23 protein-coding genes are annotated in these 23,488 nt (G+C 68.4%); 10 read left to right on the top strand and 13 right to left on the bottom strand.

What is annotated here, in order from left to right; genetic code table 11:
* Nucleotides 1–52: 52 nt before the first annotated feature.
* The gene (htpG, locus tag LG380_RS03020) at nucleotides 53–1,960 is read left to right on the top strand and encodes a molecular chaperone HtpG (protein ID WP_225763549.1); all 1,908 of its coding nucleotides are present in this window, start codon (nucleotides 53–55) and stop codon (nucleotides 1,958–1,960) included.
* A 54-nt stretch (nucleotides 1,961–2,014) separates the two neighbouring features.
* Here the strand turns inward: htpG and LG380_RS03015 are convergent, their stop codons facing one another.
* The gene (locus LG380_RS03015; RefSeq protein WP_225763548.1) at nucleotides 2,015–2,317 is read right to left on the bottom strand and encodes a hypothetical protein; all 303 of its coding nucleotides are present in this window, start codon (nucleotides 2,315–2,317) and stop codon (nucleotides 2,015–2,017) included.
* Between the two features lie 99 nt (nucleotides 2,318–2,416).
* Between LG380_RS03015 and ftsY the strand changes: the two genes are divergently transcribed.
* From ftsY to LG380_RS03000, 3 genes are all read left to right on the top strand, one after another.
* On the top strand, nucleotides 2,417–3,691 hold the full coding sequence (gene ftsY, locus LG380_RS03010) for a signal recognition particle-docking protein FtsY (RefSeq protein ID WP_225763547.1): 1,275 nt from the start codon (nucleotides 2,417–2,419) through the stop codon (nucleotides 3,689–3,691).
* Nucleotides 3,692–3,784: 93 nt separating this feature from the next.
* A complete protein-coding gene (gene mutY / locus LG380_RS03005) occupies nucleotides 3,785–4,846 on the top strand; it encodes an A/G-specific adenine glycosylase (protein ID WP_225766423.1) in 1,062 nt (353 codons plus the stop codon).
* A 14-nt stretch (nucleotides 4,847–4,860) separates the two neighbouring features.
* Nucleotides 4,861–5,136: an oxidative damage protection protein gene (locus LG380_RS03000; protein WP_225763546.1), complete on the top strand. Its 276-nt coding sequence runs from the start codon at nucleotides 4,861–4,863 to the stop codon at nucleotides 5,134–5,136.
* 4 nt (nucleotides 5,137–5,140) lie between these two features.
* On the opposite strand, the gene LG380_RS02995 is transcribed toward LG380_RS03000, so the two are convergent.
* The 10 genes from LG380_RS02995 to LG380_RS02950 all read right to left on the bottom strand — a co-directional run bounded on the left by LG380_RS02995 (nucleotide 5,141) and on the right by LG380_RS02950 (nucleotide 12,050).
* A complete protein-coding gene (locus LG380_RS02995) occupies nucleotides 5,141–5,599 on the bottom strand; it encodes a DUF6491 family protein (RefSeq protein ID WP_225763545.1) in 459 nt (152 codons plus the stop codon).
* A gap of 109 nt (nucleotides 5,600–5,708) precedes the next feature.
* Entirely contained in the window at nucleotides 5,709–6,419 is a 711-nt protein-coding gene (gene lolD / locus LG380_RS02990) for a lipoprotein-releasing ABC transporter ATP-binding protein LolD (RefSeq protein WP_225763544.1), read from the bottom strand.
* Nucleotides 6,412–7,653 carry a lipoprotein-releasing ABC transporter permease subunit gene (locus tag LG380_RS02985; RefSeq protein WP_225763543.1) on the bottom strand — a complete coding sequence of 414 codons (1,242 nt, stop codon included), beginning with the start codon at nucleotides 7,651–7,653 and terminating at the stop codon, nucleotides 6,412–6,414. Before LG380_RS02985 ends, lolD begins: the two co-directional genes overlap by 8 nt.
* Nucleotides 7,654–7,676: 23 nt before the next feature.
* The gene (locus LG380_RS02980; protein ID WP_225763542.1) at nucleotides 7,677–8,126 is read right to left on the bottom strand and encodes a hypothetical protein; all 450 of its coding nucleotides are present in this window, start codon (nucleotides 8,124–8,126) and stop codon (nucleotides 7,677–7,679) included.
* Nucleotides 8,077–8,331, bottom strand: a complete 255-nt coding sequence (locus LG380_RS02975) for a succinate dehydrogenase assembly factor 2 (protein ID WP_225763541.1) — start codon at nucleotides 8,329–8,331, stop codon at nucleotides 8,077–8,079. Before LG380_RS02975 ends, LG380_RS02980 begins: the two co-directional genes overlap by 50 nt.
* A 110-nt stretch (nucleotides 8,332–8,441) precedes the next feature.
* On the bottom strand, nucleotides 8,442–9,227 hold the full coding sequence (locus tag LG380_RS02970) for a succinate dehydrogenase iron-sulfur subunit (protein WP_225763540.1): 786 nt from the start codon (nucleotides 9,225–9,227) through the stop codon (nucleotides 8,442–8,444).
* An 18-nt stretch (nucleotides 9,228–9,245) separates the two neighbouring features.
* Nucleotides 9,246–11,036, bottom strand: a complete 1,791-nt coding sequence (sdhA, locus tag LG380_RS02965) for a succinate dehydrogenase flavoprotein subunit (RefSeq protein WP_225763539.1) — start codon at nucleotides 11,034–11,036, stop codon at nucleotides 9,246–9,248.
* A gap of 7 nt (nucleotides 11,037–11,043) precedes the next feature.
* On the bottom strand, nucleotides 11,044–11,427 hold the full coding sequence (gene sdhD, locus LG380_RS02960; RefSeq protein WP_225763538.1) for a succinate dehydrogenase, hydrophobic membrane anchor protein: 384 nt from the start codon (nucleotides 11,425–11,427) through the stop codon (nucleotides 11,044–11,046).
* A gap of 2 nt (nucleotides 11,428–11,429) precedes the next feature.
* The gene (gene sdhC / locus LG380_RS02955; RefSeq protein WP_225763537.1) at nucleotides 11,430–11,816 is read right to left on the bottom strand and encodes a succinate dehydrogenase, cytochrome b556 subunit; all 387 of its coding nucleotides are present in this window, start codon (nucleotides 11,814–11,816) and stop codon (nucleotides 11,430–11,432) included.
* 66 nt (nucleotides 11,817–11,882) lie between these two features.
* Nucleotides 11,883–12,050, bottom strand: a complete 168-nt coding sequence (locus LG380_RS02950; RefSeq protein WP_225763536.1) for a DUF1674 domain-containing protein — start codon at nucleotides 12,048–12,050, stop codon at nucleotides 11,883–11,885.
* Between the two features lie 40 nt (nucleotides 12,051–12,090).
* On the opposite strand from LG380_RS02950, the gene LG380_RS02945 reads away from it, so the two are divergent.
* A complete protein-coding gene (locus tag LG380_RS02945; RefSeq protein ID WP_225763535.1) occupies nucleotides 12,091–12,954 on the top strand; it encodes a folate-binding protein in 864 nt (287 codons plus the stop codon).
* Nucleotides 12,955–12,957: 3 nt separating this feature from the next.
* Here LG380_RS02945 and ugpC read toward each other — a convergent pair whose 3' ends face one another.
* Nucleotides 12,958–14,052: a sn-glycerol-3-phosphate ABC transporter ATP-binding protein UgpC gene (ugpC, locus tag LG380_RS02940; RefSeq protein WP_225763534.1), complete on the bottom strand. Its 1,095-nt coding sequence runs from the start codon at nucleotides 14,050–14,052 to the stop codon at nucleotides 12,958–12,960.
* A gap of 232 nt (nucleotides 14,053–14,284) precedes the next feature.
* Here ugpC and zwf point away from each other — a divergent pair, with 232 nt between their 5' ends.
* From zwf to LG380_RS02915, 5 genes are read left to right on the top strand one after another with little or no spacing between them, the layout of a single operon-like run.
* Nucleotides 14,285–15,751 carry a glucose-6-phosphate dehydrogenase gene (zwf, locus tag LG380_RS02935; protein WP_225763533.1) on the top strand — a complete coding sequence of 489 codons (1,467 nt, stop codon included), beginning with the start codon at nucleotides 14,285–14,287 and terminating at the stop codon, nucleotides 15,749–15,751.
* A complete protein-coding gene (gene glk, locus LG380_RS02930) occupies nucleotides 15,748–16,752 on the top strand; it encodes a glucokinase (protein WP_225763532.1) in 1,005 nt (334 codons plus the stop codon). The genes zwf and glk overlap by 4 nt, the downstream gene beginning before the upstream one ends.
* Nucleotides 16,749–17,468, top strand: coding sequence for a 6-phosphogluconolactonase (gene pgl, locus LG380_RS02925; RefSeq protein WP_225763531.1), 720 nt, complete (start codon nucleotides 16,749–16,751; stop codon nucleotides 17,466–17,468). Before glk ends, pgl begins: the two co-directional genes overlap by 4 nt.
* Before the next feature lie 36 nt (nucleotides 17,469–17,504).
* Nucleotides 17,505–19,418: a phosphogluconate dehydratase gene (gene edd, locus LG380_RS02920; protein ID WP_225763530.1), complete on the top strand. Its 1,914-nt coding sequence runs from the start codon at nucleotides 17,505–17,507 to the stop codon at nucleotides 19,416–19,418.
* A 24-nt stretch (nucleotides 19,419–19,442) separates the two neighbouring features.
* Nucleotides 19,443–20,102 carry a bifunctional 4-hydroxy-2-oxoglutarate aldolase/2-dehydro-3-deoxy-phosphogluconate aldolase gene (locus LG380_RS02915; protein WP_225763529.1) on the top strand — a complete coding sequence of 220 codons (660 nt, stop codon included), beginning with the start codon at nucleotides 19,443–19,445 and terminating at the stop codon, nucleotides 20,100–20,102.
* A gap of 109 nt (nucleotides 20,103–20,211) precedes the next feature.
* Here the strand turns inward: LG380_RS02915 and LG380_RS02910 are convergent, their stop codons facing one another.
* Complete coding sequence (locus LG380_RS02910) at nucleotides 20,212–23,388, bottom strand: discoidin domain-containing protein (protein WP_225763528.1); 3,177 nt, start codon at nucleotides 23,386–23,388, stop codon at nucleotides 20,212–20,214.
* Nucleotides 23,389–23,488: the final 100 nt, after the last annotated feature.

The following is a 23,488-nucleotide window of genomic DNA, read 5'->3' as shown; positions in this document are numbered from 1 at the left end:
GGCAGTGCCGCGCATTGCCAGCGGCCCGACAGCCACGGAGCAAGACAGACCCATGAACGCAGAAACCCACCAGGAAACGCTGGGCTTCCAGACCGAGGTGAAGCAGCTGCTTCACCTGATGATCCATTCGCTGTACTCGAACAAGGAAATCTTCCTGCGCGAGCTGGTGTCCAACGCCGCCGACGCTGCCGACAAGCTGCGTTTCGAGGCGATCACCCATCCCGAGCTGCTTGAAGGTGGCAGCGAGCTGCGCATCCGCATCGAGGCCGACCCGGCCGCGCGCACCCTGACGATCGACGACAACGGCATCGGCATGAGCCGCGAGGAGGCCATCACCCACCTGGGCACGATCGCCAAATCCGGCACCGGCGAGTTCCTCAAGAACCTGTCCGGCGACCAGAAAAAGGACGCCAACCTGATCGGCCAGTTCGGCGTGGGCTTCTATTCGGCCTTCATCGTCGCCGACCAGGTCGACGTCTACAGCCGCCGCGCCGGCCTGCCGGCCAGCGAGGGCGTGCACTGGTCCAGCCGTGGCGAGGGCGAGTTCGCCGTCGCCACCGTGGACAAGCCCGAGCGCGGCACCCGCATCGTGCTGCACCTGAAGGACGGCGAGGAAGGCTTTGCCGACGGCTGGAAGCTGCGCGGGCTGGTCAAGAAGTACTCCGACCACATCGGCCTGCCGATCCAGCTGGTCAAGGAGCACTACGGCGAGGAGAAGGACAAGCCGGCCGAGCCGGAATGGGAAACCGTCAACCGCGCCAACGCGCTGTGGACCCGCGCCAAGTCAGAGATCAAGGACGAGGAATACCAGGAGTTCTACAAGCACACCGCGCACGACCACCAGGACCCCCTGGCTTGGAGCCACAACAAGGTCGAGGGCAAGCTGGAGTACACCTCGCTGCTGTACGTGCCCGGCCGCGCCCCGTTCGACCTGTACCACCGCGACGCACCCAAGGGCCTGAAGCTCTACGTGCAGCGCGTCTTCATCATGGACCAGGCCGAGCAGTTCCTGCCGCTGTACCTGCGCTTCATCAAGGGCGTGGTCGATTCCAACGACCTGCCGCTGAACGTCTCGCGCGAGATCCTGCAGTCCGGCCCGGTGATCGATTCGATGAAGTCGGCGCTGACCAAGCGCGCCCTGGACATGCTGGAGAAGCTGGCCAGGGACAAGCCCGAGGAATACGCCGGCTTCTGGAGCAACTTCGGCCAGGTACTGAAGGAAGGCCCGGCCGAGGACTTCGGCAACCGCGAGAAGATCGCCGGCCTGCTGCGCTTTGCCTCCACCCACGAGGCTGGCGGCGAGCAGAAGGTGTCGCTGGCCGACTACGTCTCGCGCATGGTCGAGGGCCAGGACAAGATCTACTACCTGACTGGCGAGAGCCATACCCAGGTCAAGGACAGCCCGCACCTGGAGGTGTTCCGCAAGAAGGGCATCGAAGTGCTGCTGATGACCGACCGCATCGACGAGTGGCTGATGGGCTACCTCACCGAGTTCGATGGCAAGTCGTTCGTCGACGTCGCGCGCGGCGACCTGGACCTGGGCAAGCTGGAATCGGAGGAAGACAAGAAGGCCGCCGAGGAAGCAGCCAAGGCCAAGGAAGCGCTGGTGTCGCGGATCAAGACCGCACTCGGCGACGACGTGGCCGAGGTGCGCGTGTCGCATCGCCTGACCGATTCGCCGGCGATCCTGGCCATCGGCGAGCAGGACCTGGGCCTGCAGATGCGCCAGATCCTGGAAGCCAGCGGCCAGAAGGTGCCGGAGAGCAAGCCGGTGTTCGAGTTCAATCCGGGCCACCCGCTGATCAGCAAGCTCGACAACGAGCAGGACGAAGCCCGCTTCGGCGACCTGGCGCGGGTGCTGTTCGACCAGGCTGCGCTGGCGGCTGGCGACGGGCTGAAGGATCCGGCCGCCTACGTGCGCCGGCTCAACAAGCTGCTGCTGGAACTGTCCGGCGCGTAAGCACCGACCCGCGACCGTGGCCAGCCACGGTCGCGGCGCACTCGATGCCGGCGCTCAGGCCCTGGCGTCGAACAGGCTGCCGAGCATGTCGTCGCAGGTGGTGACCAGCCGGGCGTTGGCAGTGAAGGTGGTGACCGCCAGCTTCGCCGTCAGCAGGTCGCGCACCCAGGCATCCTGGCCGGGTTCGTCGAGCGTGCTGAAAGCTGCGGTCACGCCGCCGCCAGCCGCTTCACTGGCCTGCACCTGCTGGCGCCGCACCGGCTCGACCGGCAGCGTGGCGATGTTGTGCGCCGCTGCGTGCATGCCCTGCATTGCCACCCGCATTCCCGACAGGGAAATCGAAGAAATCGCGTTCATGCCATTGCATCGGCCGGGCGCGTCCCAACTTGAATGGACCTTCCAGGCCGGCCACGGCGCCGGTGGTAGCATGTCCGCCTGACCGAGGTCCCGCCCCCAATGCTCAGTTTTTTCCGTCGCAAGAAGCCCCAGGACGCCACTGAGGCCCCCAAGACCCAGCACTACAGCACCGAGGAGCTGGCTGCGGCGTTTCCGTCCGCGCCGGCCCAGGTCAACACGCCGGCCGAGCCCGCCCCGGCGCCGGCAGTTGCCGAACCCGCTCCGAAGCCGACGCCTTCGCTAGTTGCTCCCGTCGAAACGCCGGTCGCTCCAGTGGTGGCCAGCGACGCGGTCGCCGTGCCGCAGCCTGCGCCGGTCGTCGAGGCAAACCCGGCAGTCATTTCCCCGGTCGCGGCGGCGCAGGACAGCAGCGACGAAGCCCTGATCCCGGCCAATGCCGAGCCCGCCGCACCGGCCGGCAAGATCGGCTGGCGCGAGCGCCTGCGCAATTCCACCTTCGCCCGCAGCTTCGGCGGCCTGTTCTCGCGCAATCCGCGACTGGACGACGACCTGCTCGACGAGATCGAGACCGCGCTGATCACCGCCGACGTCGGCGTGCCAGCCACTACCGCCCTGGTCGAGGACCTGCGCAAGCGCATGAAGGCGCGCGAGTTCGCCGATGCCAACGCGCTGCTGGCCGCCCTGCGCGCCGACCTGATCGCGATGCTGCAGCCGGTCTCCAGGCCGCTGGTGATCGACCGCCAGGCCAAGCCGTTCGTGGTGCTGACCGTCGGCGTCAATGGCGTCGGCAAGACCACCACCATCGGCAAGCTGGCCAAGCGCTTCAAGGACGAAGGCCACAGCCTGATGCTGGCCGCTGGCGATACCTTCCGTGCCGCCGCGGTGGCCCAGCTGCAGATCTGGGGTGAGCGCAACGGCGTAACCGTCGTCGCCCAGGGCCAGAACGCGGACGCCGCTTCGGTCGCGTATGACGCGCTGCAGGCCGGCAAGGCGCGCGGCACCTCGGTGCTGATCGCCGACACCGCCGGCCGCCTGCACACCCAGACCGGCCTGATGAACGAGCTGGGCAAGATCCGCCGCGTGCTCGGCAAGATCGACCCGTCCGCGCCGCACGAGGTGCTGATGGTCATCGACGGCACCACCGGCCAGAACGCACTCAACCAGCTGCGCCAGTTCCATGCCGCGGTCGGCGTGACCGGCCTGGTGGTGACCAAGCTCGACGGCACCGCCAAGGGTGGCGTGGTGTTCGCGCTGGCCCGCGAGTTCGGCATTCCGATCCGCTTTGCCGGCATCGGCGAACGCCCGGAAGACCTGCGCGTGTTTGATCCGGAAGCCTTCGTCGACGCATTGCTGCCCGAGGCACTGGGCGGTTGAGCGGAGCCCGTCGTACCGGCCGGTCACTGATGCGTGGTGGTGACTGCCGCCATCCTTCCGGCAGCCCCGCTGATGGCCGCTGATTCGACCTCGATGCCCGGTACCGGCCACGACCCGTTCGTGGCCGGCCTGCTGCCGTGGTTCGACGCCAACGGTCGCCACGACCTGCCCTGGCAGCATCCGCGCTCGCCCTACCGGGTGTGGCTGTCGGAAGTGATGCTGCAGCAGACCCAGGTCGCCACGGTGATCCCGTATTTCCAGCGCTTCGTGCAGCGCTTTCCCACCCTGCCCGAGCTGGCCGCAGCCGACAGCGACGCGGTGATGGCCCACTGGGCCGGGCTGGGTTACTACGCCCGCGCCCGCAATCTGCACGCCGCCGCGAAGCAGTGCGTGGCCGGACACGGTGGCGACCTGCCACGGGACTTCGACGCCCTGCACGCGCTGCCCGGCATTGGCCGCAGCACCGCCGGGGCGATCCTGAGCCAGGCCTGGAACGCGCGTTTTCCCATCCTCGATGGCAACGTCAAGCGGGTACTGGCGCGCTACCACGGCATTGCCGGCCATCCGGGGCTGCCCGCGGTGGAAAAACAGATGTGGGCGCTCGCCAGCGAGCACCTGCAGCACGTGCCCGACGGCCTCCTGGCCGACTGGACCCAGGCGCAGATGGATTTCGGCGCCACCCTCTGCACCCGGGCCAGACCGGCCTGCGTGCTGTGCCCGCTGCAGGCCAGCTGCGTGGCGCTGCACGAAGGGCTGGTCGACTCACTGCCCACGCCGAAACCGGGCAGGACCCTGCCCGAACGCGAGGCGCTGGCCCTGCTGCTGGAAAACCGCGAAGGCGGGATCCTGCTGCAGCGGCGCCCGCCGACCGGCATCTGGGCCTCACTTTGGACGCTGCCGCAGGCCGATACCGACGCTGGGCTGCGCGAGTGGTTCGCCCGCCACATCGACGGCGATTACGAGGCCGCCGACGAGATGCCGCGCATCGTCCACACCTTCAGCCACTACCGCCTGCACCTGCAGCCGCTGCGCCTGCGCAAGGTCGCCCTGCGTGGGGCGGTGGGCGACAATGCCGACCTGCGCTGGGTATCGCGCACGGCCCTGCCTTCGCTTGGCCTGCCCGCCCCCATCCGCAAGCTGCTCGACAGCCTCTGACCCAGGAACTCCGCATGTCCCGCACCATCTTCTGCCAGTACGAGCAACGCGAAACCGAAGGCCTGGACTTCGTGCCCTACCCGGGCGAGCTGGGCCAGCGCATCTTCGCCAACGTCGGCAAGCAGGCCTGGAGCGCTTGGCTGGCGCACCAGACCATGCTGATCAACGAGAATCGGCTGTCACCGCGTGATCCCAAGCACCGCGCCTTCCTCGAGGAGGAACTGGTGAAGTTCCTGTTCTCCGGCGGCGCCGACAAGCCGGCCGGCTACGTCGCCCCGCAGGGCGGCTGAAGCCTCAGTCCTGCGGCGCGGCTTCTTGCTCGCGCTGCTGCAGCCGCGCCTCGCGCAGTTCCTTCTCGGAGATGCGCAGCGCCTTGACGTCCAGCGGGCGGATGTCACGGATCCGGCAAGGCACACGGAAGCCGGTCGGCGTGTTGTAGACGATCACGCTGTCGAACTTCGCCGACACATTGCCCATGTGGTTGGTCAGGCCGATGGTCGGGGCGCTGGACAGGTCCATGCACGGCCCGCCCAGATCCAGCAGCCAGGCCTCGCTGGGGCGGGTCCACACCGCCAGCGCGCTGTCACCCAGGCTGGTCCAGCCGTTGAGCTGGCCGTAGTAGCGGAAATCACGTACCGGCTCACCGGCGTGGGCGCGGTAGAGCTCGAGCTTCTCGGCGTCGGAAAGCCCCCCGGTGGTAGCGCAGGCGGCCAAGGAAAGGCCAAGCGCCGCTGCCGTCAGCAAGGTCTTCATCGCTCACCTCCATGGCGTGGAAAGAATCTGATGATGCGACCGACGGCTGCCCTTGGGGCAGCCTGTCCGCGTCGGCATTCAGCTGCCGTGCTCATTGCGGCCGAAGCGCTTACAGCGCCTCGTGGGCCAGTTCGTGCAGGCGGCCTTCGCGAAGCTCCAGCACGCGGTCGAGCTTGCGCGCCAGGCCACGGTCATGGGTCACCAGCACCAGACTGGTCTTCTGCGCACGGTTGAGCTCGAGCATCAGCTCGAACACGGTAGCCGCGGTGCGGTCATCGAGGTTGCCGGTCGGCTCGTCGCCCAGTACGCAGGCCGGACGGTTCACCAGTGCACGCGCCACGGCAGCACGCTGGCGCTCGCCACCGGACAGCTCGCCCGGCTTGTGGTCCAGGCGATGGCCCAGCCCCACGGCTTCGAGCAGCGCACGGGCGCGCCCGCCGGCATCGGCCACCTCGGCGCCACCAAGCAGTACCGGCATCATCACGTTCTCCAGTGCGGTGAACTCGGGCAGCAGGTGGTGGAACTGGTAGACGAAGCCCAGCGACCTGTTGCGCAGGCGGCCACGCGCGGCGTCGGACAGCTCGGACATCTTCTGCCCGGCCACGTAGACCTCGCCGGCGGTTGGCATGTCCAGCCCGCCCAGCAGGTGCAGCAGGGTCGACTTGCCGGCACCGGAGGCGCCGACGATGGCGACGGTCTCGCCAGCGGCGACCGACAGTTCCAGGCCGTTGAACACCGGGGTGTGCATCCGCCCCTCTGCGTAAGTCTTGGCCAGTCCTTCAGCGCGGATGGCTGCGTGCATCAGGTTGTTCTCACTCATAACGCAGCGCCTCCGCCGGCTGGGTACGCGCCGCGCGCCAGGCCGGGTACAGCGTTGCCAGGAAGCTCATCAGCAGCGCCACCAGCACGGTGCCGACCACGTCGGGCGTCTGCATGTCGGTGGGCAGGCCGGTGATGTAGTAGACGTCCTCGGGCAGCAGCTTGATGTTGAAGACCGACTCGATCAGGCCGAGGATGCGCTCCAGGTTGAAGGTCAGGGTGATGCCACCGACCAGGCCCAGCAGGGTGCCGATCACGCCGATCAGCGTGCCCTGCACCATGAACACCTGCATCACCCCGGACGGGGTCAGGCCCAGCGTGCGCAGGATGGCGATGTCGGCCTGCTTGTCGGTCACCAGCATCACCTGGGAGTTCACCAGGGTGAAGGCGCCCATCATGATGATCAGCGACAGCAGGATGCCCATCACCGTCTTTTCCATCTTCAGCGAGTGGTAGAGGTTGGCGTTCTGCTGGGTCCAGTCGCTGACGCGGTAGTAGCCGTTGAGGTTGAGCGCCAGGTCGCGCGCGACCACGTAGGCCTGGTCCATGTCATGCAGTTTCAGGCGGACACCCGTTGCACCCTCGATGCGCAGCACGCGCTCCAGGTCCCGCATGTTGGTGAAGGCCAGGCCGCGGTCGATCTCGTTGTAGCCGGCCTCGAAGATGCCGCTGACGGTGAAACGCTTCATCCGCGGCAGCGCGCCGACCGGGCTGCCCTGCACCTCGGCCAGGGTGGCGACCACGGTGTCGCCCACGTCCACACCCAGCCACAGGGCCAGCTCCTGGCCGAGCAGCATGTTGTAGGAGCCGGGAGTGAGGTCGTCGAGCGAGCCCTTCTTCATCTTCTCGGCGATCACCGATACGGCAGGCTCGAGCGCCGGCTCGATGCCCTGCACCATCGCGCCCTGGACGCGGGTGCCGCTGAGCATGCCCTGGATCTCGACGTAAGGCGCGGCGCCGGCCACGCGTGGATCCTGCCTGGCAACGTCCATCGCGCGTTGCCAGTCGGTCATCGGCTCGCCATCACTGGTGACGGTGGCATGGGCGGACATCTGCAGCAGGCGGTCGCGGATTTCCTTCTGGAAACCGCTCATCACCGCCAGCGTGGTGATCAGTACCGTGACCCCGAGCGCGATGCCGAGGATCGAGGCCATGGAAATGAAGGAGATGAAGCCGTTGCGGCGTTTGGCGCGCAGGTAGCGCAGTCCGATCGCGACAGGAATGGGTTTGAACATGCGCGTGAACCAATGAAGTGGCGCTATGGTGCCACTTGCAGCGTCGACGCGGGAACACGCCGCGTGGACATGGCCAGTCTCAGTTCACGCCGTTGCGCGGCTGGCAGCGTATCGGGCCAGAACAGCAGCTCGTGGCGACGCCCTGCCCTGCGCCATGCCACGATGACCAGCGGCCCCTGCCAGCGCACGTCCAGGTCTTCCACCGGCTCGCCATTGACGCTGGCCGGTGCCTCGCCGGTCGGGACCAGCAGGCGGCGCGCAGGCCGACGCCATTCGCGACGAGCAATCCACAGTCCCCAGCCCATTGCCGTCAATGCCAGCAGCCAGGCCAGCGGCCCTTCGAAGTCGGACAATGCCACCGACGGCGGCATCAACGCGACCAGCAACAGCAGGCAGGCCTGCAGCCAGCGCGAGGGGCGCCACTCAAACCGGCAGGGCGCGGATGTAGGCGATGAGTTGGGCCTGCTGCGCATCGGGGCATGCCTCGTAGCCCATGGACCAGCGCCACAACTTATCGTCCTCGGTCTCCAGCAACTGTAGGAAAACCGCGCGCTCGTCCTCGGGGGCCTGCCCCCAGCGCTGGTCGAGGTAACGGCCGAACAGCTGGTCCAGTTCGCGCATGCCGCGGCGGCAACGCCAGCGCAGCTTCTTCAGCATGACTTCTTCTTCAACGTTCATTTGTTTGCCTCGTGGCCCGGCGATACGACGCCGGAAACAACGACGGCACCAGTCTCGGGACCAGTGCCGTCGGGATGCTGCGCCTCACGACGCCGCGTCGATCCGCTGGATCAGGCGCGACGCGCCATCATCAGCTTCTTGATCTCGGCGATCGCCAGCGCCGGGTTCAGGCCCTTCGGGCAGGTCCGTGCGCAGTTCATAATGGTGTGGCAGCGGTACAGCTTGAACGGATCTTCCAGATCGTCCAAGCGGGCACCGGTGTCCTCGTCACGCGAGTCGATGATCCAGCGGTAGGCCTGCAGCAGGATCGCCGGGCCCAGGTAACGCTCGCCGTTCCACCAGTAGCTCGGGCAGCTGGTCGAGCAGCAGGCGCACAGGATGCACTCGTACAGGCCGTCGAGCTTCTTGCGGTCTTCCGGCGATTGCAGGCGCTCGCGATCGGACGGCGCCGGGGTCTGGGTGCGGATCCACGGCTTGATCGAGGCGTACTGCGCGTAGAAGTGGGTCAGGTCGGGAACCAGGTCCTTGACCACGTCCATGTGCGGCAGCGGGTAGATCGGCACTTCCTGCTTCTGGCAGTCCTCGATGGCGCGGGTGCAGGCCAGCGTGTTGGTGCCGTCGATGTTCATCGCGCACGAACCGCAGATGCCCTCGCGGCACGAGCGACGGAAGGTCAGGGTCGGGTCGATCTCGTTCTTGATCTTGATCAGGGCGTCCAGGACCATCGGGCCGCAGGCGTCCAGATCCAGCTCGTAGGTGTCGGTACGCGGGTTCTCGCCGCCATCCGGGCTCCAACGGTAGATCTTGAAGGTGCGGGTGTTCTTCGCACCGGCCGGGGCCGGGAAGTGCTTGCCCTTGGTGACCCGGGAGTTCTTGGGTAGAGAAAATTCAGCCATGTTCGTGTGTTCCCGGGATCAGTAGACGCGCGGCTTCGGCGGAACCACGGCCACGTCATCGCTGAGCGTGTACATGTGCACCGGACGGTAGTCGAAGCTGCACTTGCCCTTCTCGTCGACGGTCACCAGCGTGTGCTTGTGCCAGTTGACGTCGTCGCGGTCCGGGAAGTCCTCGTGGGCGTGGGCGCCGCGGCTTTCCTTGCGCTGTTCGGCCGAGTTGATGGTGGCCACGGCGTTGAGCAGCAGGTTGTTCAGCTCGTAGGTCTCGATCAGGTCCGAGTTCCAGACCAGCGAGCGGTCGGAGACCTTGACGTCCTGGAACGAGTCGAACACCTCGGCCATCTTCTTGCAGCCGGCCGCCAGCTTCTCGCTGGTGCGGAACACGGCGGCGTCGGCCTGCATCGTGCGCTGCATGCGGTCGCGGATGACGGCGGTCGGGGTGTCGCCATTGGCGTGGCGCAGCTTGTCCAGCAGGCCCAGGGCCTTGTCGCAGGCGCTGGCCGGCAGCTGCTTGTGCGAGGCGCCCGGCTTGATGGTCTCGGCGCAGCGGTTGGCCACGGCGCGACCGAACACCACCAGGTCCAGCAGCGAGTTCGAGCCCAGGCGGTTGGCCCCATGCACCGACACGCAGGCCGCTTCGCCGATGGCGTACAGGCCCGGGACGACGGCATCGGGGTTGTCGCCCGACTTCTGCACCACTTCGCCGTGGTAGTTGGTCGGGATGCCACCCATGTTGTAGTGGACGGTCGGGATCACCGGGATCGGCTGCTTGTGCACGTCGACGCCGGCGAAGATGCGGGCCGATTCGGCGATGCCCGGCAGCTTCTCGTCGATCACGCCCGGGCCCAGGTGGGTCAGGTCGAGCAGGATGTGGTCCTTGTGCTCGCCGACGCCGCGGCCTTCGCTGATCTCGATGGTCATCGAACGCGACACCACGTCACGCGAGGCCAGGTCCTTGTAGTGCGGTGCGTAGCGCTCCATGAAGCGCTCGCCGTTGGCGTTGCGCAGGATGCCGCCCTCGCCTCGCACGCCTTCGGTGATCAGGCAGCCGGCGCCGTAGATGCCGGTCGGGTGGAACTGCACGAACTCCATGTCCTGCATGGCGATGCCGGCACGCATGGCCAGGCCGCCACCGTCGCCGGTGCAGGTATGGGCCGAGGTGGCCGAGAAGTAGGCGCGGCCGTAGCCACCGGTGGCCAGCACGACGCCATGGGCGCGGAACAGGTGCAGGGTGCCTTCGGCCATGTCCAGGGCGAGCACGCCGCGGCACACGCCTTCCTCGTCCATGATCAGGTCGAGCGCGAAGTACTCGATCATGAAGCGGGCGTTGTGGGCCAGCGACTGCTGGTACAGGGTGTGCAGGATCGCGTGGCCGGTACGGTCGGCGGCCGCGCAGGTACGCTGCGCCGACGGGCCTTCGCCGTACTTGGTGGTCATGCCGCCGAACGGACGCTGGTAGATCTTGCCGTCTTCGGTACGCGAGAACGGAACGCCGTAGTGTTCCAGCTCGATGATGGCCGGGATGGCCTCGCGGCACATGTACTCGATGGCGTCCTGGTCGCCCAGCCAGTCCGAGCCCTTGATGGTGTCGTAGAAGTGGTAGCGCCAGTCGTCCTCGCCCATGTTGGCCAGCGCCGCCGAGATGCCGCCCTGGGCGGCCACGGTGTGCGAGCGGGTCGGGAAGACCTTGGTGATGCAGACGGTCTGCAGGCCCTTCTGGGCCAGGCCGAAGGTCGCACGCAGGCCGGCGCCGCCGGCGCCGACGACGACCATGTCGACCTTGTGTTCGGTGATCTTGTAAGCGGACATGGAGATATCAGTTCCCAAGCGCGATGCGGGCGACCGCGAAGATGCTGACGATCGCGCCGAGCACGGCGACGAACTTCACGGTGACCTGGAGGGCCAGCGCCAGCAGCGAGTTATGGATGTAGTCTTCGAGCACGACCTGCAGGCCGAGCTGGGCGTGCCAGAACATGGCGACCAGGAAGCCGACCAGCAGCACCGCGTTCCACGGCTTGGTGACCGCCTCGGTGGCGGTGGCGTAATCGGCGCCCATCAGGCTGAGCACGAAGCACAGGAACCAGATAGACAGGAACACCAGTGCGGTGGCGGTCAGGCGCTGGTGGATGAAGTGCTCGGTGCCGGACTTGGAGCTGCCCAGGCCGCGCGCGTTCTTCAGCGGAGTACGGAAGTTGCTCATGATCAGGCCCCCATCAGGACGTAGGCCCAGACCAGGGCAGTGATGACCAGCGAGCCGATCACCGACAGCCACGAGCTGCGGATGAAGGCAGCCTTGCTGAAGCCGATCGCGAAATCCTGGGCGACGTGGCGGATGCCGTTGCACAGGTGGTAGGCGAAAACCCAGGTCCATGCGAACAGGAAGGCCTTGCCGTACCAGGCGCTGGCGTGGCCGCTGAAGCAGTTCCAGGATTCGGGGCCCATCATCAGGGCGAGCAGGCCGCCGGCGATGATCAGGGCTCCAACAGACAGAACGATGCCGGTGACTCGATGCAGGATCGAGGTGGCCATCTGGATCTGCCAGCGATACACCTGCAGGTGCGGGGAGAGGGGGCGGGGTCGGTTCGCCATTTCGCTGGGCTCGTTGTCTCGGCTGGGCGGCAAGGTAGCGCCGCATTGGCTAATTGCCGCACGACCTCAGAAGTCGATGCAGCGTCCGTTTTTCTCCCAATCGCCGTATCGCACCGGATCCAGTCCGCCGCGACCACCGATCTCCTTCTGCTCTGGCTGCTCGACGCGTTCTGGCGCCGGGACCTGGGCAGTTTCGGACTCGGTATCGGGAGTGGGGGTTGTTTGGCCTATCATCGTGGGTCTCGCAACGCACAAAATTTTAGTCCCCGTTCACGTGCCTGACAACCTTCCTCCTACTTTCGTCGCGTATCCGCGCCTTCACGGACACCAGCTTCTCGGCCTGTCTGGCCCTGACGCGACGGTGTTCGCGCACTCGCAGTTCAGCAGCGATGTCAGCGCCCTGCCCCCGCTGCACTGGCAGTGGAGCAGCTGGCTCTCGGCCAAGGGCCGCGTGCGGGCGGTGTTCCAGCTGCTGCGGCTGAACGAGACCGAGGTACTGCTGGTACTGGCCGACGGCGGCGCCGAGGCGCTTGCCGCCGAGTTGCAGCGCTTCGTGTTCCGGCGCAAGGTCAAGCTGGAATGGCGCCAGGACCTGGCCGTGGCCGGCGCATTCACCGCACCGGAAGCCGCCAGTGGCGCGGCCATCGCCGAGCTCGGCGGGGCCGGCTGGGAGCTGGACCTGGGCAGCGACGAGCTGCCACGCACGCTGCGGATCGGACCGGCCGGGGCCTTCGCGGCAGATGATGACGCCAGCCTTGCGCTGGCCTGGCGCCAGGCCGACCTGCGCTTTGGCCTGCCGCGGCTTGAGACCAGCCAGCACGAGGCCTGGACCCCGCAGCAGCTGGGGCTGGACCGGCTCAACGGCTACAGCGTGAAGAAGGGCTGCTATCCGGGCCAGGAAATCGTGGCCCGCACCCACTTCCTGGGCAAGGCCAAGCGCTCGCTGCAGCTGCTGCAGGCCCCATTGGTGGCCGCCGGCGACAGCGTCGAGCAGGACGGCAATGCGCTGGGCACCGTGGCCAGCGTCGCCGGCGATCTCGCCTTGGCCGTACTGCCGCTGGAGACCGCCGACAGTCCGCTGTCGATCAGGGGCCAGCCGGCGCGGCCGCTGCCGTTCGTGCCGGGCCTGGCGCGCTGATCCTCACGCCGACGCCTGCAGGCGCTGGCCGCTTGATCCATCGAACAGGTGCAGCCGCGATGGCTGCACGGCCACGCGCATGCGTGCGCCGACCGGGGGCAGGTCCTGCGGCGGCACCCGCATCGTCAGCAGCTGTGCCCCGTAGGTGAGGTTGACGAAGATCTCGTTGCCTACCGGCTCGACGCCCTCGACCACTGCCTCGAAGCCAAGCACCTCCCCGGCCGCGGCCGGCTGCAGGTGCTCGGGGCGGACCCCTACCGCCACGGTCTGGCCAGCCCACGCCCGGTCCATCGATGCCGGGCCCAGCGGAGTGCGCAGCCCGCCGTCTTCCAGCCACCAGCCGCCCTCGCCCTCGACCAGCCGGCCGCGCAGCACGTTCATTGCCGGGCTGCCGAGGAAGCCGGCGACGAACAGGTTGGCCGGGCGCTCGTACAGCGCCATCGGCGTGTCGATCTGCTGCACCACGCCCTCGTTGAGCACCACGATGCGCTGTCCCAGGGTCATCGCCTCGACCTGGTCGTGGGTGACGTAGACCATGGTGGTGCCGAGCTTGCGGTGCAGCTGGGCGATCTCGGTGCGCACGCTGTGGCGCAGCTTGGCGTCGAGGTTGGACAGCGGTTCGTCGAGCAGGAACACCGCCGGTTCGCGTACCAGTGCCCGGCCCAGGGCCACGCGCTGGCGCTGGCCGCCGGACATCTCGCGCGGCAGCTTGTCGAGCATGGAGGTCAGCCCCAGCGTCTGCGCGGCAGCGGCGACCCTGGCCTTGACCGTGGCCTTGTCATGGCCGCGCAGCTTCAGCCCGAAGGCCAGGTTCTCGGCCACGGTCATGTGCGGATACAGCGCATAGCTCTGGAACACCATGGCGATGTCCCGGTCCTTGGGCGCCACGTCGTTGACCACGCGCCCGCCGATGCACAGGGTGCCGGCGCTGATGTGCTCCAGCCCGGCGATCATCCGAAGCAGGGTGGACTTGCCGCAGCCCGATGGGCCAACCAGCACCATCAGCTCGCCATCGGCGATCTCGAAGCTGGCCCCCTGCACCGCCACGTGCCCGTTGTCATAGACCTTGCGGACATCCTGCAGCAGTACGTTGGCCATCGCCGATCCTGTCCTTTGTTGCGGTCGCCGGACCCGCCGGAACGGACCCGATCCAAGCATCGGCGCCGTGCACGCAATGCATACGAATACAGTGCGGCGCATTCTGCCACGCGCCTGCACGGGCATGGCACCATCGCGGACCGGTGGCCGACACGGCCTGCCGCGCTGCATCACAAGCCCGGGCGGAGGTTCCGCCATCCTGTTCCCATCCTTTGCGAGGCAATTGACAGCGATGTCAACCGAAACCGAGACTCGGGCGATGCACGACACACTCCTCCTGTTCGGCGCGACCGGTGACCTGGCGCAGCGCTACCTGTTCCCCTCGCTGCTGCGCCTGCTGGCCGACGGCCTGCTGCCAGACGACTTCCGGGTGCGCGCGCTTGCGCTGTCGCCGCACGACACCGCGGCCTTCCATGACGTGCTCCGCCCGCGCCTGCAGCAGTCCTGGCCGCACGGCCGGCAGGACGACATCAACGCCCTGCTGGCCCGCATCGACTACCGCTCGGTGGACCTGCGCGATGCCGACTCGGTGGCCGCGGCGGTGTCCGACCTGGTCGACCGCCAGTGCGTGAGCTACCTGGCGATCCCGCCGGGCCTGTACATCTCCACCTGCCAGGGCCTGGCCAAGGGCGGCGCGCTGGCCGCGCCGCACCGGCTGATGCTGGAGAAGCCGATCGGTTCGGATTCGCACAGCGCCGACGAGATCCTCAATGCCATCGGCGCGCTGATCGACGAGGACCGCGTGTTCCGCCTGGACCACTACCTGGGCAAGGCGGCGGTGCAGAACCTGCTGGCGCTGCGCTTCGGCAACACGCTGCTGGAGGCGGTGTGGAACCGCAACTACATCGAGTCAGTGCACATCCTGGTGGCCGAAAGCGAGGGCGTGGACGGCCGTGATGCCTACTACTCACGCTCCGGCGCGCTGCGCGACATGGTCCAGAGCCACATCCTGCAGTTGCTGTGCCTGGTGGCGATGGAGCCGCCCGCCTCGCTGGAGGCCGACCGCATCCGCGACGAGAAGGTCAAGGTGCTGCGCTCGCTGCGCCCGCTCGATGCACGCAACGCCGCGCAGCACAGCATCCGCGGCCGTTATACCGCCGGCCAGATCGATGGCCAGCCGGCACAGGCCTACCAGCCGCCGGAAGGCAGCGAGGCCGAGACCTTCGTCGGCGTCACCGCCCACATCGACAACTGGCGCTGGTCGGGCGTGCCCTTCCACCTGGTGACCGGCAAGCGACTGCCCGAACGCACCACCAAGGTCGTGGTCACGCTCAAGCCGGTGACCCACTGGCTGTTCGAGCGCCCGACCCGGCAGCAGGCCGCGCCAAACCGGCTGACCTTCCAGCTGCAGCCGCAGGAGAACATCGAGCTGGGCCTGATGAGTTCGCTGGCCGGCCCGGAATGGGGCGCGCTGGAACTGCAGCCACTGGAACTGGAGCTGTCCGTGCCGACCGGCCTGCATCGCCGCATTGCCTACGAACGCCTGTTCCTGGACGCCTTCAACGGCAACAGCGCGCTGTTCGTGCGCCACGACGAGGTGCGCGCGGCCTGGGCCTGGATCGACAGCGTCTGCCATGCCTGGAAGGAAGCGGGCATGACCATGGCGCCCTACCCGGCCGGCAGCTGGGGTCCGCGCGAGGCGCGCGACTTCCTCCCCGACGACATCCACCCCATCCATCACGCCGGAGACCAGGCATGAGCATTTCGCCCGCACCGGCTCTGGTAGCCGATATCGGCGGCACCAACGCACGTTTCGCGCTGGCCCACCTCGGCGGCACCAGCCCGCTGGACATGGACAGCATCCGCGAGTTCGCGGTCGTCGACTTCCCCTCGCTGGGCGATGCCGCGCGCCATTACCTCGAGCAGATCGGCAGCGAGGCACGCAGCGGCGTGTTCGCCGTGGCCGGGCGCGTGGATGGCGACGAGGCGCGCATCACCAACCATCCGTGGGTGATCTCGCGCTCGCGCACCGCCGCGATGCTGGGCTTCGACAGCCTGCACCTGATCAATGATTTTGCCGCGCAGGCCATGGCCATCTCGCTGCTGCAGCCCGGCGACGTGGTGCAGATCGGCGGGGCCAGCTGGACGCCCTCGGCGGCCGGCGAGCCGCGCAACTACGGCGTGATCGGCCCGGGCACCGGCCTGGGCGTGGGTGGCCTGATCGTGCGCGACGGCCGCAACTACCCGTTGGAGACCGAGGGCGGCCATGTCAGCTTCCCGCCCGGCACGCCGGAGGAAATCCGCATCCTGGAAATCCTGTCGCAGCAGTTCGGCCGCGTCTCCAACGAACGCCTGATCTGTGGCCCGGGCCTGGTCAACATCCACCGCGCCCTGAGCGAGATCGCCGGTTCCGACCCGGGCGTGCTGCAGCCGGCCGACGTCACCGCACGCGCGGCGCAGGGCGATCCGCTGTCGATGCGCGCGGTGGACGTGTTCCTGGCCATCTTCGGTTCCATCGCCGGTGACCTGGTGCTGATGCAGGGCGCCTGGGATGGCGTGTTCCTCACCGGTGGCCTGGTGCCGCGGATGCTGGAATCGCTGCAGCATTCCGGCTTCCGCCAGCGTTTCGAGAACAAGGGCCGGTTCTCGCCGGCAATGTCGCGCGTACCTTCGCTGGCCGTGGTGCACCCCTGCCCCGGCCTGCTGGGTGCCGCCGCCTACGCGGCCGATGCCGCGCTTGCCAGGGAGATCCGACGATGACCGCGCTTGCCACCGACGCCATCGAGCTTGTCCGCCACAGCGATCCGGACGAATGGATCGAGGTCTGCGCCGCCGAGATGCGCAAGGCGCTGGAGGGCGAGATCGCCGAACGTGGCCGCGCGCGCATGCTGTTGTCCGGTGGCACCACCCCGGCGCCGGTCTACCAGGCGCTGGCCGAGCTGCCGCTGCAGTGGGACCGGGTCGAGGTCGGCCTGGTCGACGAGCGCTGGCTCTCGCCGCAGGACCAAGACAGCAACGCCTGGCTGGTTCGCGACAGTTTCCTCAGGCGTGCCGAGGGCGCGCACTTCGACCCGCTGGTGCGGGTCGGCATGCCGGTGGCCGACTGCGTGCACAGCGCCAACCTGCAGGCCCGGCACAGCCCGCCGCCGTGCCTGGCGGTACTGGGCATGGGCAATGACGGCCACACCGCCTCGCTGTTTCCCGGCTCGCGCGACCTGCCACGCGCCCTGGCCAGCACCCATCCCTACGTGTCGCTGGACGCCACCGGTTGCCCGGTCGCCAACGAATGGACGCTGCGCATCACCCTGACCCCGCACGGGCTGGCCAAGGTGGGCACCCGGCTGTTGCTGCTGCGCGGGCAGAAGAAACTCGACGTGCTGCAGCAGGCACTGGAAGGCGACGACGAACTGCAGCACCCGGTGCTGGCGGCGATCAGGACGCCCGGCGCGCGCCTGCGGGTGCACTGGTGCCCCTGAGCACCGCCACTGCCCCCCACTACTGACCGGATTCCAATGAGCCTGCATCCCAAGATCGAAGCCGTCACCGAGCGCATTCGCCAGCGCAGCGCCCCTTCGCGTGCCGCCTACCTGGCCGGCATCGACGAGGCCGTGCGCAACGGGCCCAACCGCAACCCGCTGAGCTGCGCCAACCTGGCCCACGTGTTCGCCGCCTGCGGCGAGCACGACAAGTCGCGGCTGCGCGGCGGCGCCACGCCCAACCTCGGCATCATCACCGCCTACAACGACATGCTCTCGGCGCACCAGCCGTACGAGCACTATCCCGAACGCATCCGATCACTGGCCCGTGAGCTGGGCGCCACCGCGCAGGTGGCCGGCGGCGTGCCGGCGATGTGTGACGGTGTCACCCAGGGGCGCGGCGGCATGGAGCTGTCGCTGTTCTCGCGCGACGTGATCGCCCAGGCCGCGGCGATCGGCCTGAGCCACGACGCCTTCGACGCAGCCCTGTACCTGGGCATCTGCGACAAGATCGTGCCGGGCCTGCTGATCGGCGCGCTGGCCTTCGGCCACCTGCCGGCGCTGTTCGTGCCCGCCGGCCCGATGCCGCCGGGCATCCCCAACAAGAAGAAGGCCGAGGTGCGCGAGCGCTACGCCGCCGGCGAGGCCACCCGCGAGGAGCTGCTGGAAGTCGAGTCGCAGTCCTACCACTCGGCCGGCACCTGCACCTTCTACGGCACCGCCAACTCCAACCAGGTGCTGCTGGAGGCGATGGGCGTGCAGCTGCCGGGCAGCTCCTTCATCAACCCGGGCACGCCGCTGCGCAAGGCCCTGGACGAGGAGGCCGTGCGCCGCGTGCTGCAGATGACCGCGCTGGGCGATGACTACCGTCCGCTGGGCCGGCTGATCGACGAGCGCGCAATCGTCAACGCGATCGTCGCGCTGATGGCCACCGGCGGCTCGACCAACCACACCATCCACTGGATCGCGGTGGCGCGCGCGGCCGGCATCGTCCTGGCCTGGGAGGACATGGACCAGATCTCGCAGGTGGTGCCGCTGCTGGCCCGGGTGTACCCCAACGGCGAGGCCGACGTGAACCGCTTCCAGGCCGCCGGCGGCGTGCCCTTCGTGTTCCGCGAGCTGCTCGACGCCGGCCTGATGCACGACCTCACCACGGTGGTGCCGGAAGGCATGCGCGCCTTCACCCGCGAGCCGCGCCTGGAGAACGGTGTGCTGACCTCGGCCCCGTCGCCGGGCGTGTCGGCAGACGAGAGCGTGGTGCGCACCGTGGCCGCGCCGTTCGAGAGCCAGGGCGGCCTGCGGCTGCTCCGCGGCAACATCGGCCGCGGCCTGATCAAGCTGTCGGCGGTCAAGCCCGAGCATCGCTACGTCGAGGCGCAGGCGGTGGTGGTCGACGCCCCGCAGAAGCTCAACAAGCTGCATGCCGCCGGCGTGCTGCCGCATGACTTCGTCGCCGTGGTCACCTACCAGGGCCCGCGCGCCAACGGCATGCCCGAGCTGCACTCGCTGGCGCCGCTGCTGGGCATGCTGCAGAACCAGGGGCGCAAGGTCGCGCTGGTCACCGACGGACGCCTGTCCGGTGCCTCGGGCAAGATCCCGGCGGCGATCCACGTCACCCCGGAAGCCGCACGTGGCGGCCCGATCGGCAAGGTCCGCGATGGCGACATCGTGCGCGTCGATGCCGAGTCCGGCACGCTGGAAGTGCTGGTGCCTACCGAGGAATTCGTCGCCCGCCCGGTCGCGGCCAACACCGCGCCCTCCGCACACGACCTCGGCCGCAACCTGTTCGCCTTCAACCGCGCCCAGGTGGGCCCGGCCGACCAGGGAGCGCTGTCGATCTCCTGCGGCCCGCCCTCGCGCGATGGCGGTGCCTGGGATTACGACGCCGAGTACGAACTCGGCGGTGATGCCCCAGCCGCACTCGCCCCGCACTCCCCCAAGGACGCGTAAGTCCTTCCCACCTTTGGAACATCCATGAGCCTTGCCGAGCACCAGAACCGCGCCGAACAGCTGCTGCACGCCGCCGGCATCCTGCCGGTGGTCACCGTCCACACCCTGGAACAGGCGCGCCGGGTATCGGCCGCGCTGCTGGAAGGCGGGCTGCCGGCCATCGAACTGACCCTGCGCACGCCGGTGGCGATGGAAGCGCTGGCCATGCTCAAGCGCGAACTGCCGGACGTGGTGGTGGGCGCCGGCACCGTGCTCGATGCCACGCAGATGCAGCAGGCCATCGATTCCGGTGCCGATTTCCTGGTCACCCCGGGTACGCCGGCACCGCTGGCCGAGGCACTGGCCCGCGCCCCGGTGCCGGTGGTCCCCGGCGGCGCCACGCCGACCGAACTGCTGTCGCTGATGAACCTCGGCTTCAGCGTCTGCAAGCTGTTCCCGGCCACCGCGGTGGGCGGCTTGGCGATGATCAAGGGACTGGCCGGTCCGCTGGCCGGGCTGAAGCTGTGCCCCACCGGCGGCATCGGCGAGACCACCGCGGCCGACTACCTTGCACAGCCGAACGTGGTCTGCATTGGTGGCTCGTGGATGGTGCCGGGCAACTGGATCGAGGGCGGCGAGTGTGACAAGGTCCGCGACAGCGCAGCCAGGGCCGCGGCGCTCGTGCGCGACGCACGCAAGGGCTGAAACGGTTGTCGTTATGGCTCTGCCGCGACGCGGCGGAGCGCCAGCCTGACGTTATTGCAGTTGCGCGGGGCGCTCCACTTCCGGAAGCGCCCCGCCCATCTCAGGCGGCTTACTCGCCGCCGCCACCCGCGCCGCGACGCTCGGCACGGCGCACTGCCGGCGGCAGGTCGATGTGGACTACGGCCGGCAGCGTGTTGATCCGCAACTCGCCACCGGTCCACTCCACGGCCTCTCCATTGAGGGTGGCCAGGCCCGGTTCGCCGGCCCATGGCCACGCCAGCACCAGGCCACCGGCGGGCAGTTGCAGTCCCTCGTCCACTTCCAGCTTCATCTGCCGGTCGCTGCGGCTGAGCGTGTAGCCGAGCGGACCGTGGCGGGTGCGCAGGCCCTCCACGCTGATGCCCTCGCCGGCCAGCCACGCGGTCGGCACGCCGGCGGCGAGCACGATGCTGTCATCGACCTCGCGGGTGTAGGCGAACATGTCCAGCGCCGAGCGCACGAAGTCCGAACCCACCCAGGCATGCGGCAGGTCGCCCAGGAAGAACGGCTTGCGCGGCGTCGGCGTCACCACCTCGGCCCACTGGTTCCAGGCCCGCGGTGCGCGGTCGTCGAGGAAGTAACGCGCTGCGTCCCACGCACGTTCGCGCCAGCCCAGGCGCACGAAGGCGCCGACGTTGCGCCACTCGTAGGGCGTGTAGTCCTTCCACTCGCGCTTGCCGTCACGGCGCTGGACGAACTCGCTCCAGTAACGCTCGAAGGTGCGTTCCAGCAGCTTCTGCGGCAGCCGCCCCTGCTCGCCGCCCGGCGCCAGCGCGATGGTGGTCGAGGTGGGGTCGAAGTCACCCAGCTCGGCGGCACCCGGCAGGAAATCGATGCCGTGCTGGCTGACCGCCACGCGCAGCGAATCCAGCAGGTCGGCATGGAACTCGTCGCGCGAGGCAATCATCCCCGGCAACGCTTCCTCCTTGCCCAGCGCGGTGGCAATCTCCACCGCATCCTTGTAGCCACGCAGCGCCCAGAAGTTGTCCCAGTACGAATGCATCGGCTTGGCTGAATAGCCTTCGTGGCTGATCGAGACCGGCATCATTCCGTAGAAGGCCGGGTTGCGCATGAAGTTCTCTTCGGTGCGCTCGCTCAGGCGCAGCTTCTCCATGTAGCCATAGGCCGCTTCCACGTGCGGCCACATCCGCTCCAGGAAGCCACCGTCGCCGGTATGGCGCCAGTACTCGGCGATGGTGAAGATCAGCTCGCCGTGGCTGTCGTTCTCCGGCACCGGATCGCTGCCGCGTGCGTCCACGCAGCACGGCACCATGCCGTCGTCGAACTGGAACGGCGCGTACCAGTCCACGTACTCGCGCACCGCATCGGTACGGCCCAGCCGCAGCAGGCCTTCGGAAATCATCGCGCCGTCGCGGATCCAGCTGCGCGCGTACGAGCGCGTACCCGGCTGCAGGCTCGGGCCCACCCGCGAGATCAGCATGTGCGCCAGCGCGGTGCGCAGGCTGTCGGCCAGCGGTTGGCCGGCGGCGGGCACGCGCAGGCGCACGCGGTCAAGCTTGCCGCGCCACACCGAGGCCACCTGCTGCTGCGCCTTTTCCGCATCGAAGGCATTGGACATCTGCCACTGTCCGGTCTGCGGCAGCACCAGCGCCACCTCGCGCGTCTGCCCCGGCTCCAGCGTCCAGCGGTACAGCATCGCGCCCGATGCCAGGCCGGTGGTGTCGCGCACCTCGCGGGTCGGCGGCAGCTCCGCTTCGGCCAGGTGGGTGACCTCCGGCTTGCTGTCGAAGGCCGTGGCGAACACCGCATCCGGCGCCTGCGCGGCATACACGCGCGGCTTGCCGTTGACGTCCACGCGGTTGCCGGCGAAGGACAGCCGCTCGATCCGGCTGATCCCACCCACGGTGTTGAGGAACTGGCTGGGCGGATTGACCTGGAAGGGCCGCACCGCCAGCGCCAGGGTGTACCTGTGGGCGGTCTTGTCGGGATTGTGCAGGCGGTAGCGGGCCACCAGCTGCGCCTGCTCCGGGCGCCCCTGCACGAAGCCGGTCACCTGCAGCCGCGCCTGGTCGTGCTTCCACTCCACGGTGGGAATCGGCAGGTAGCGGTCCTGCAGCGACTGCGCCGTTTCGACATCGGCCCAGGTCAGCGTCTTGCCATCGACCACCACGAACGGTTCGACGCTGAAATCCGCGCGGGCCGGCTCCAGCGCGCCATCCTCGCCCATCAGGGCCTGCTCGCGACCGCCATCCAGGCCCAGCAGGGTCCAGTACGGCTGCTCGCCGCTGAAACCACGCGGCAGCGCGCCGCGCGGCAACTGCGGCGCGATGGACTTGACGAAGTCGTTGGGCGTGGCCGCGTATTCCAGCGGCTTGAGGCTGATGTCACGGATGCCGTAGCGCCAGCTCGGCCCGTCGACCAGGTCGAAGCGCAGGTAGCGCGCCTCGGTTTCCGGCAGCGCCAGCCAGTGCTTGCCGGGGCTGCCGGCAACCACCTCGCGCAACACCTTCCAGTCGCGCCCGTCGGCCGAAGACTTGACCAGGTAACGCGACGCCTCCAGTCCCGGCACCCACTGGATCTCGGCGCCGCCGAACTCGCGCACCTTGCCAAGGTCCAGGCTGACGGTCTGCTGCTTGACCCCGCCACTGATCCACACGGTGTCCGGGCGCCCATCGGCGATGCGCTGCTGCAGGGCCGGTGCGGTGTCGGCGATGACACTGGCGGTCAGCGCAGTGGTGTCCGTTGCCGGCAACGGCACCAGCGCCAGCTTGTCAAAGCACACCGTGCCCTTGCCGCCAACCTTGCTGTAGATGGTGAGCTCCACCGCAGCACTTCGCCGCAGCTCCGGATCCTTGCCCGGCCCCCAGGCCTTGTCGACATGGCGCTTGCGGTAGGCCACGCGGGTCCACGCCTTCGGGAACTCATAGCCGGGGCGATTGACCCACCAGACGTTGTCACCGCTTTCGTCCAGCAGCTTGAACTGCAGGTCGTTGGATGGCGAGTTGCCACGCAGCTCGAACTGCAGCTGGTAGTTCTCCGGGTAGCGGATGTCGAGCTTGCGGCGCAGCCCTGCATAACCGGAAACATTGTGGAAATCGTAGTCCAGGCAAAGGGCACGCCCGCCGCCACTGCCGGCCACGGGACGCAGCGTGCCGGTCACCTGGTTGGATACCACCAGTTGCCATTGCGAAGGGTCGTTGAAGTCATCCAGCACGTTCGCCGAGCCATTGCCGGCAACCCCGGCCAGGACGGCCGCCAACAGGCCGGTTGCAGCGGACTTCTTCATTGACGACACCGTATCTGGTTCCTGCCACGATCCATGGGGATTCTCGCAAAAAGACATTGGCACGGGGGGGGCGCGTTTTGCCGGCATGCCATCGCTGAAA

Source organism: Stenotrophomonas sp. Marseille-Q4652 (assembly GCF_916618915.1).
Classification (GTDB): Bacteria; Pseudomonadota; Gammaproteobacteria; order Xanthomonadales; family Xanthomonadaceae; genus Stenotrophomonas.
Note: the sequence above shows the minus strand (reverse complement) of the source record. Positions and strands in the feature narration are given on the sequence as shown.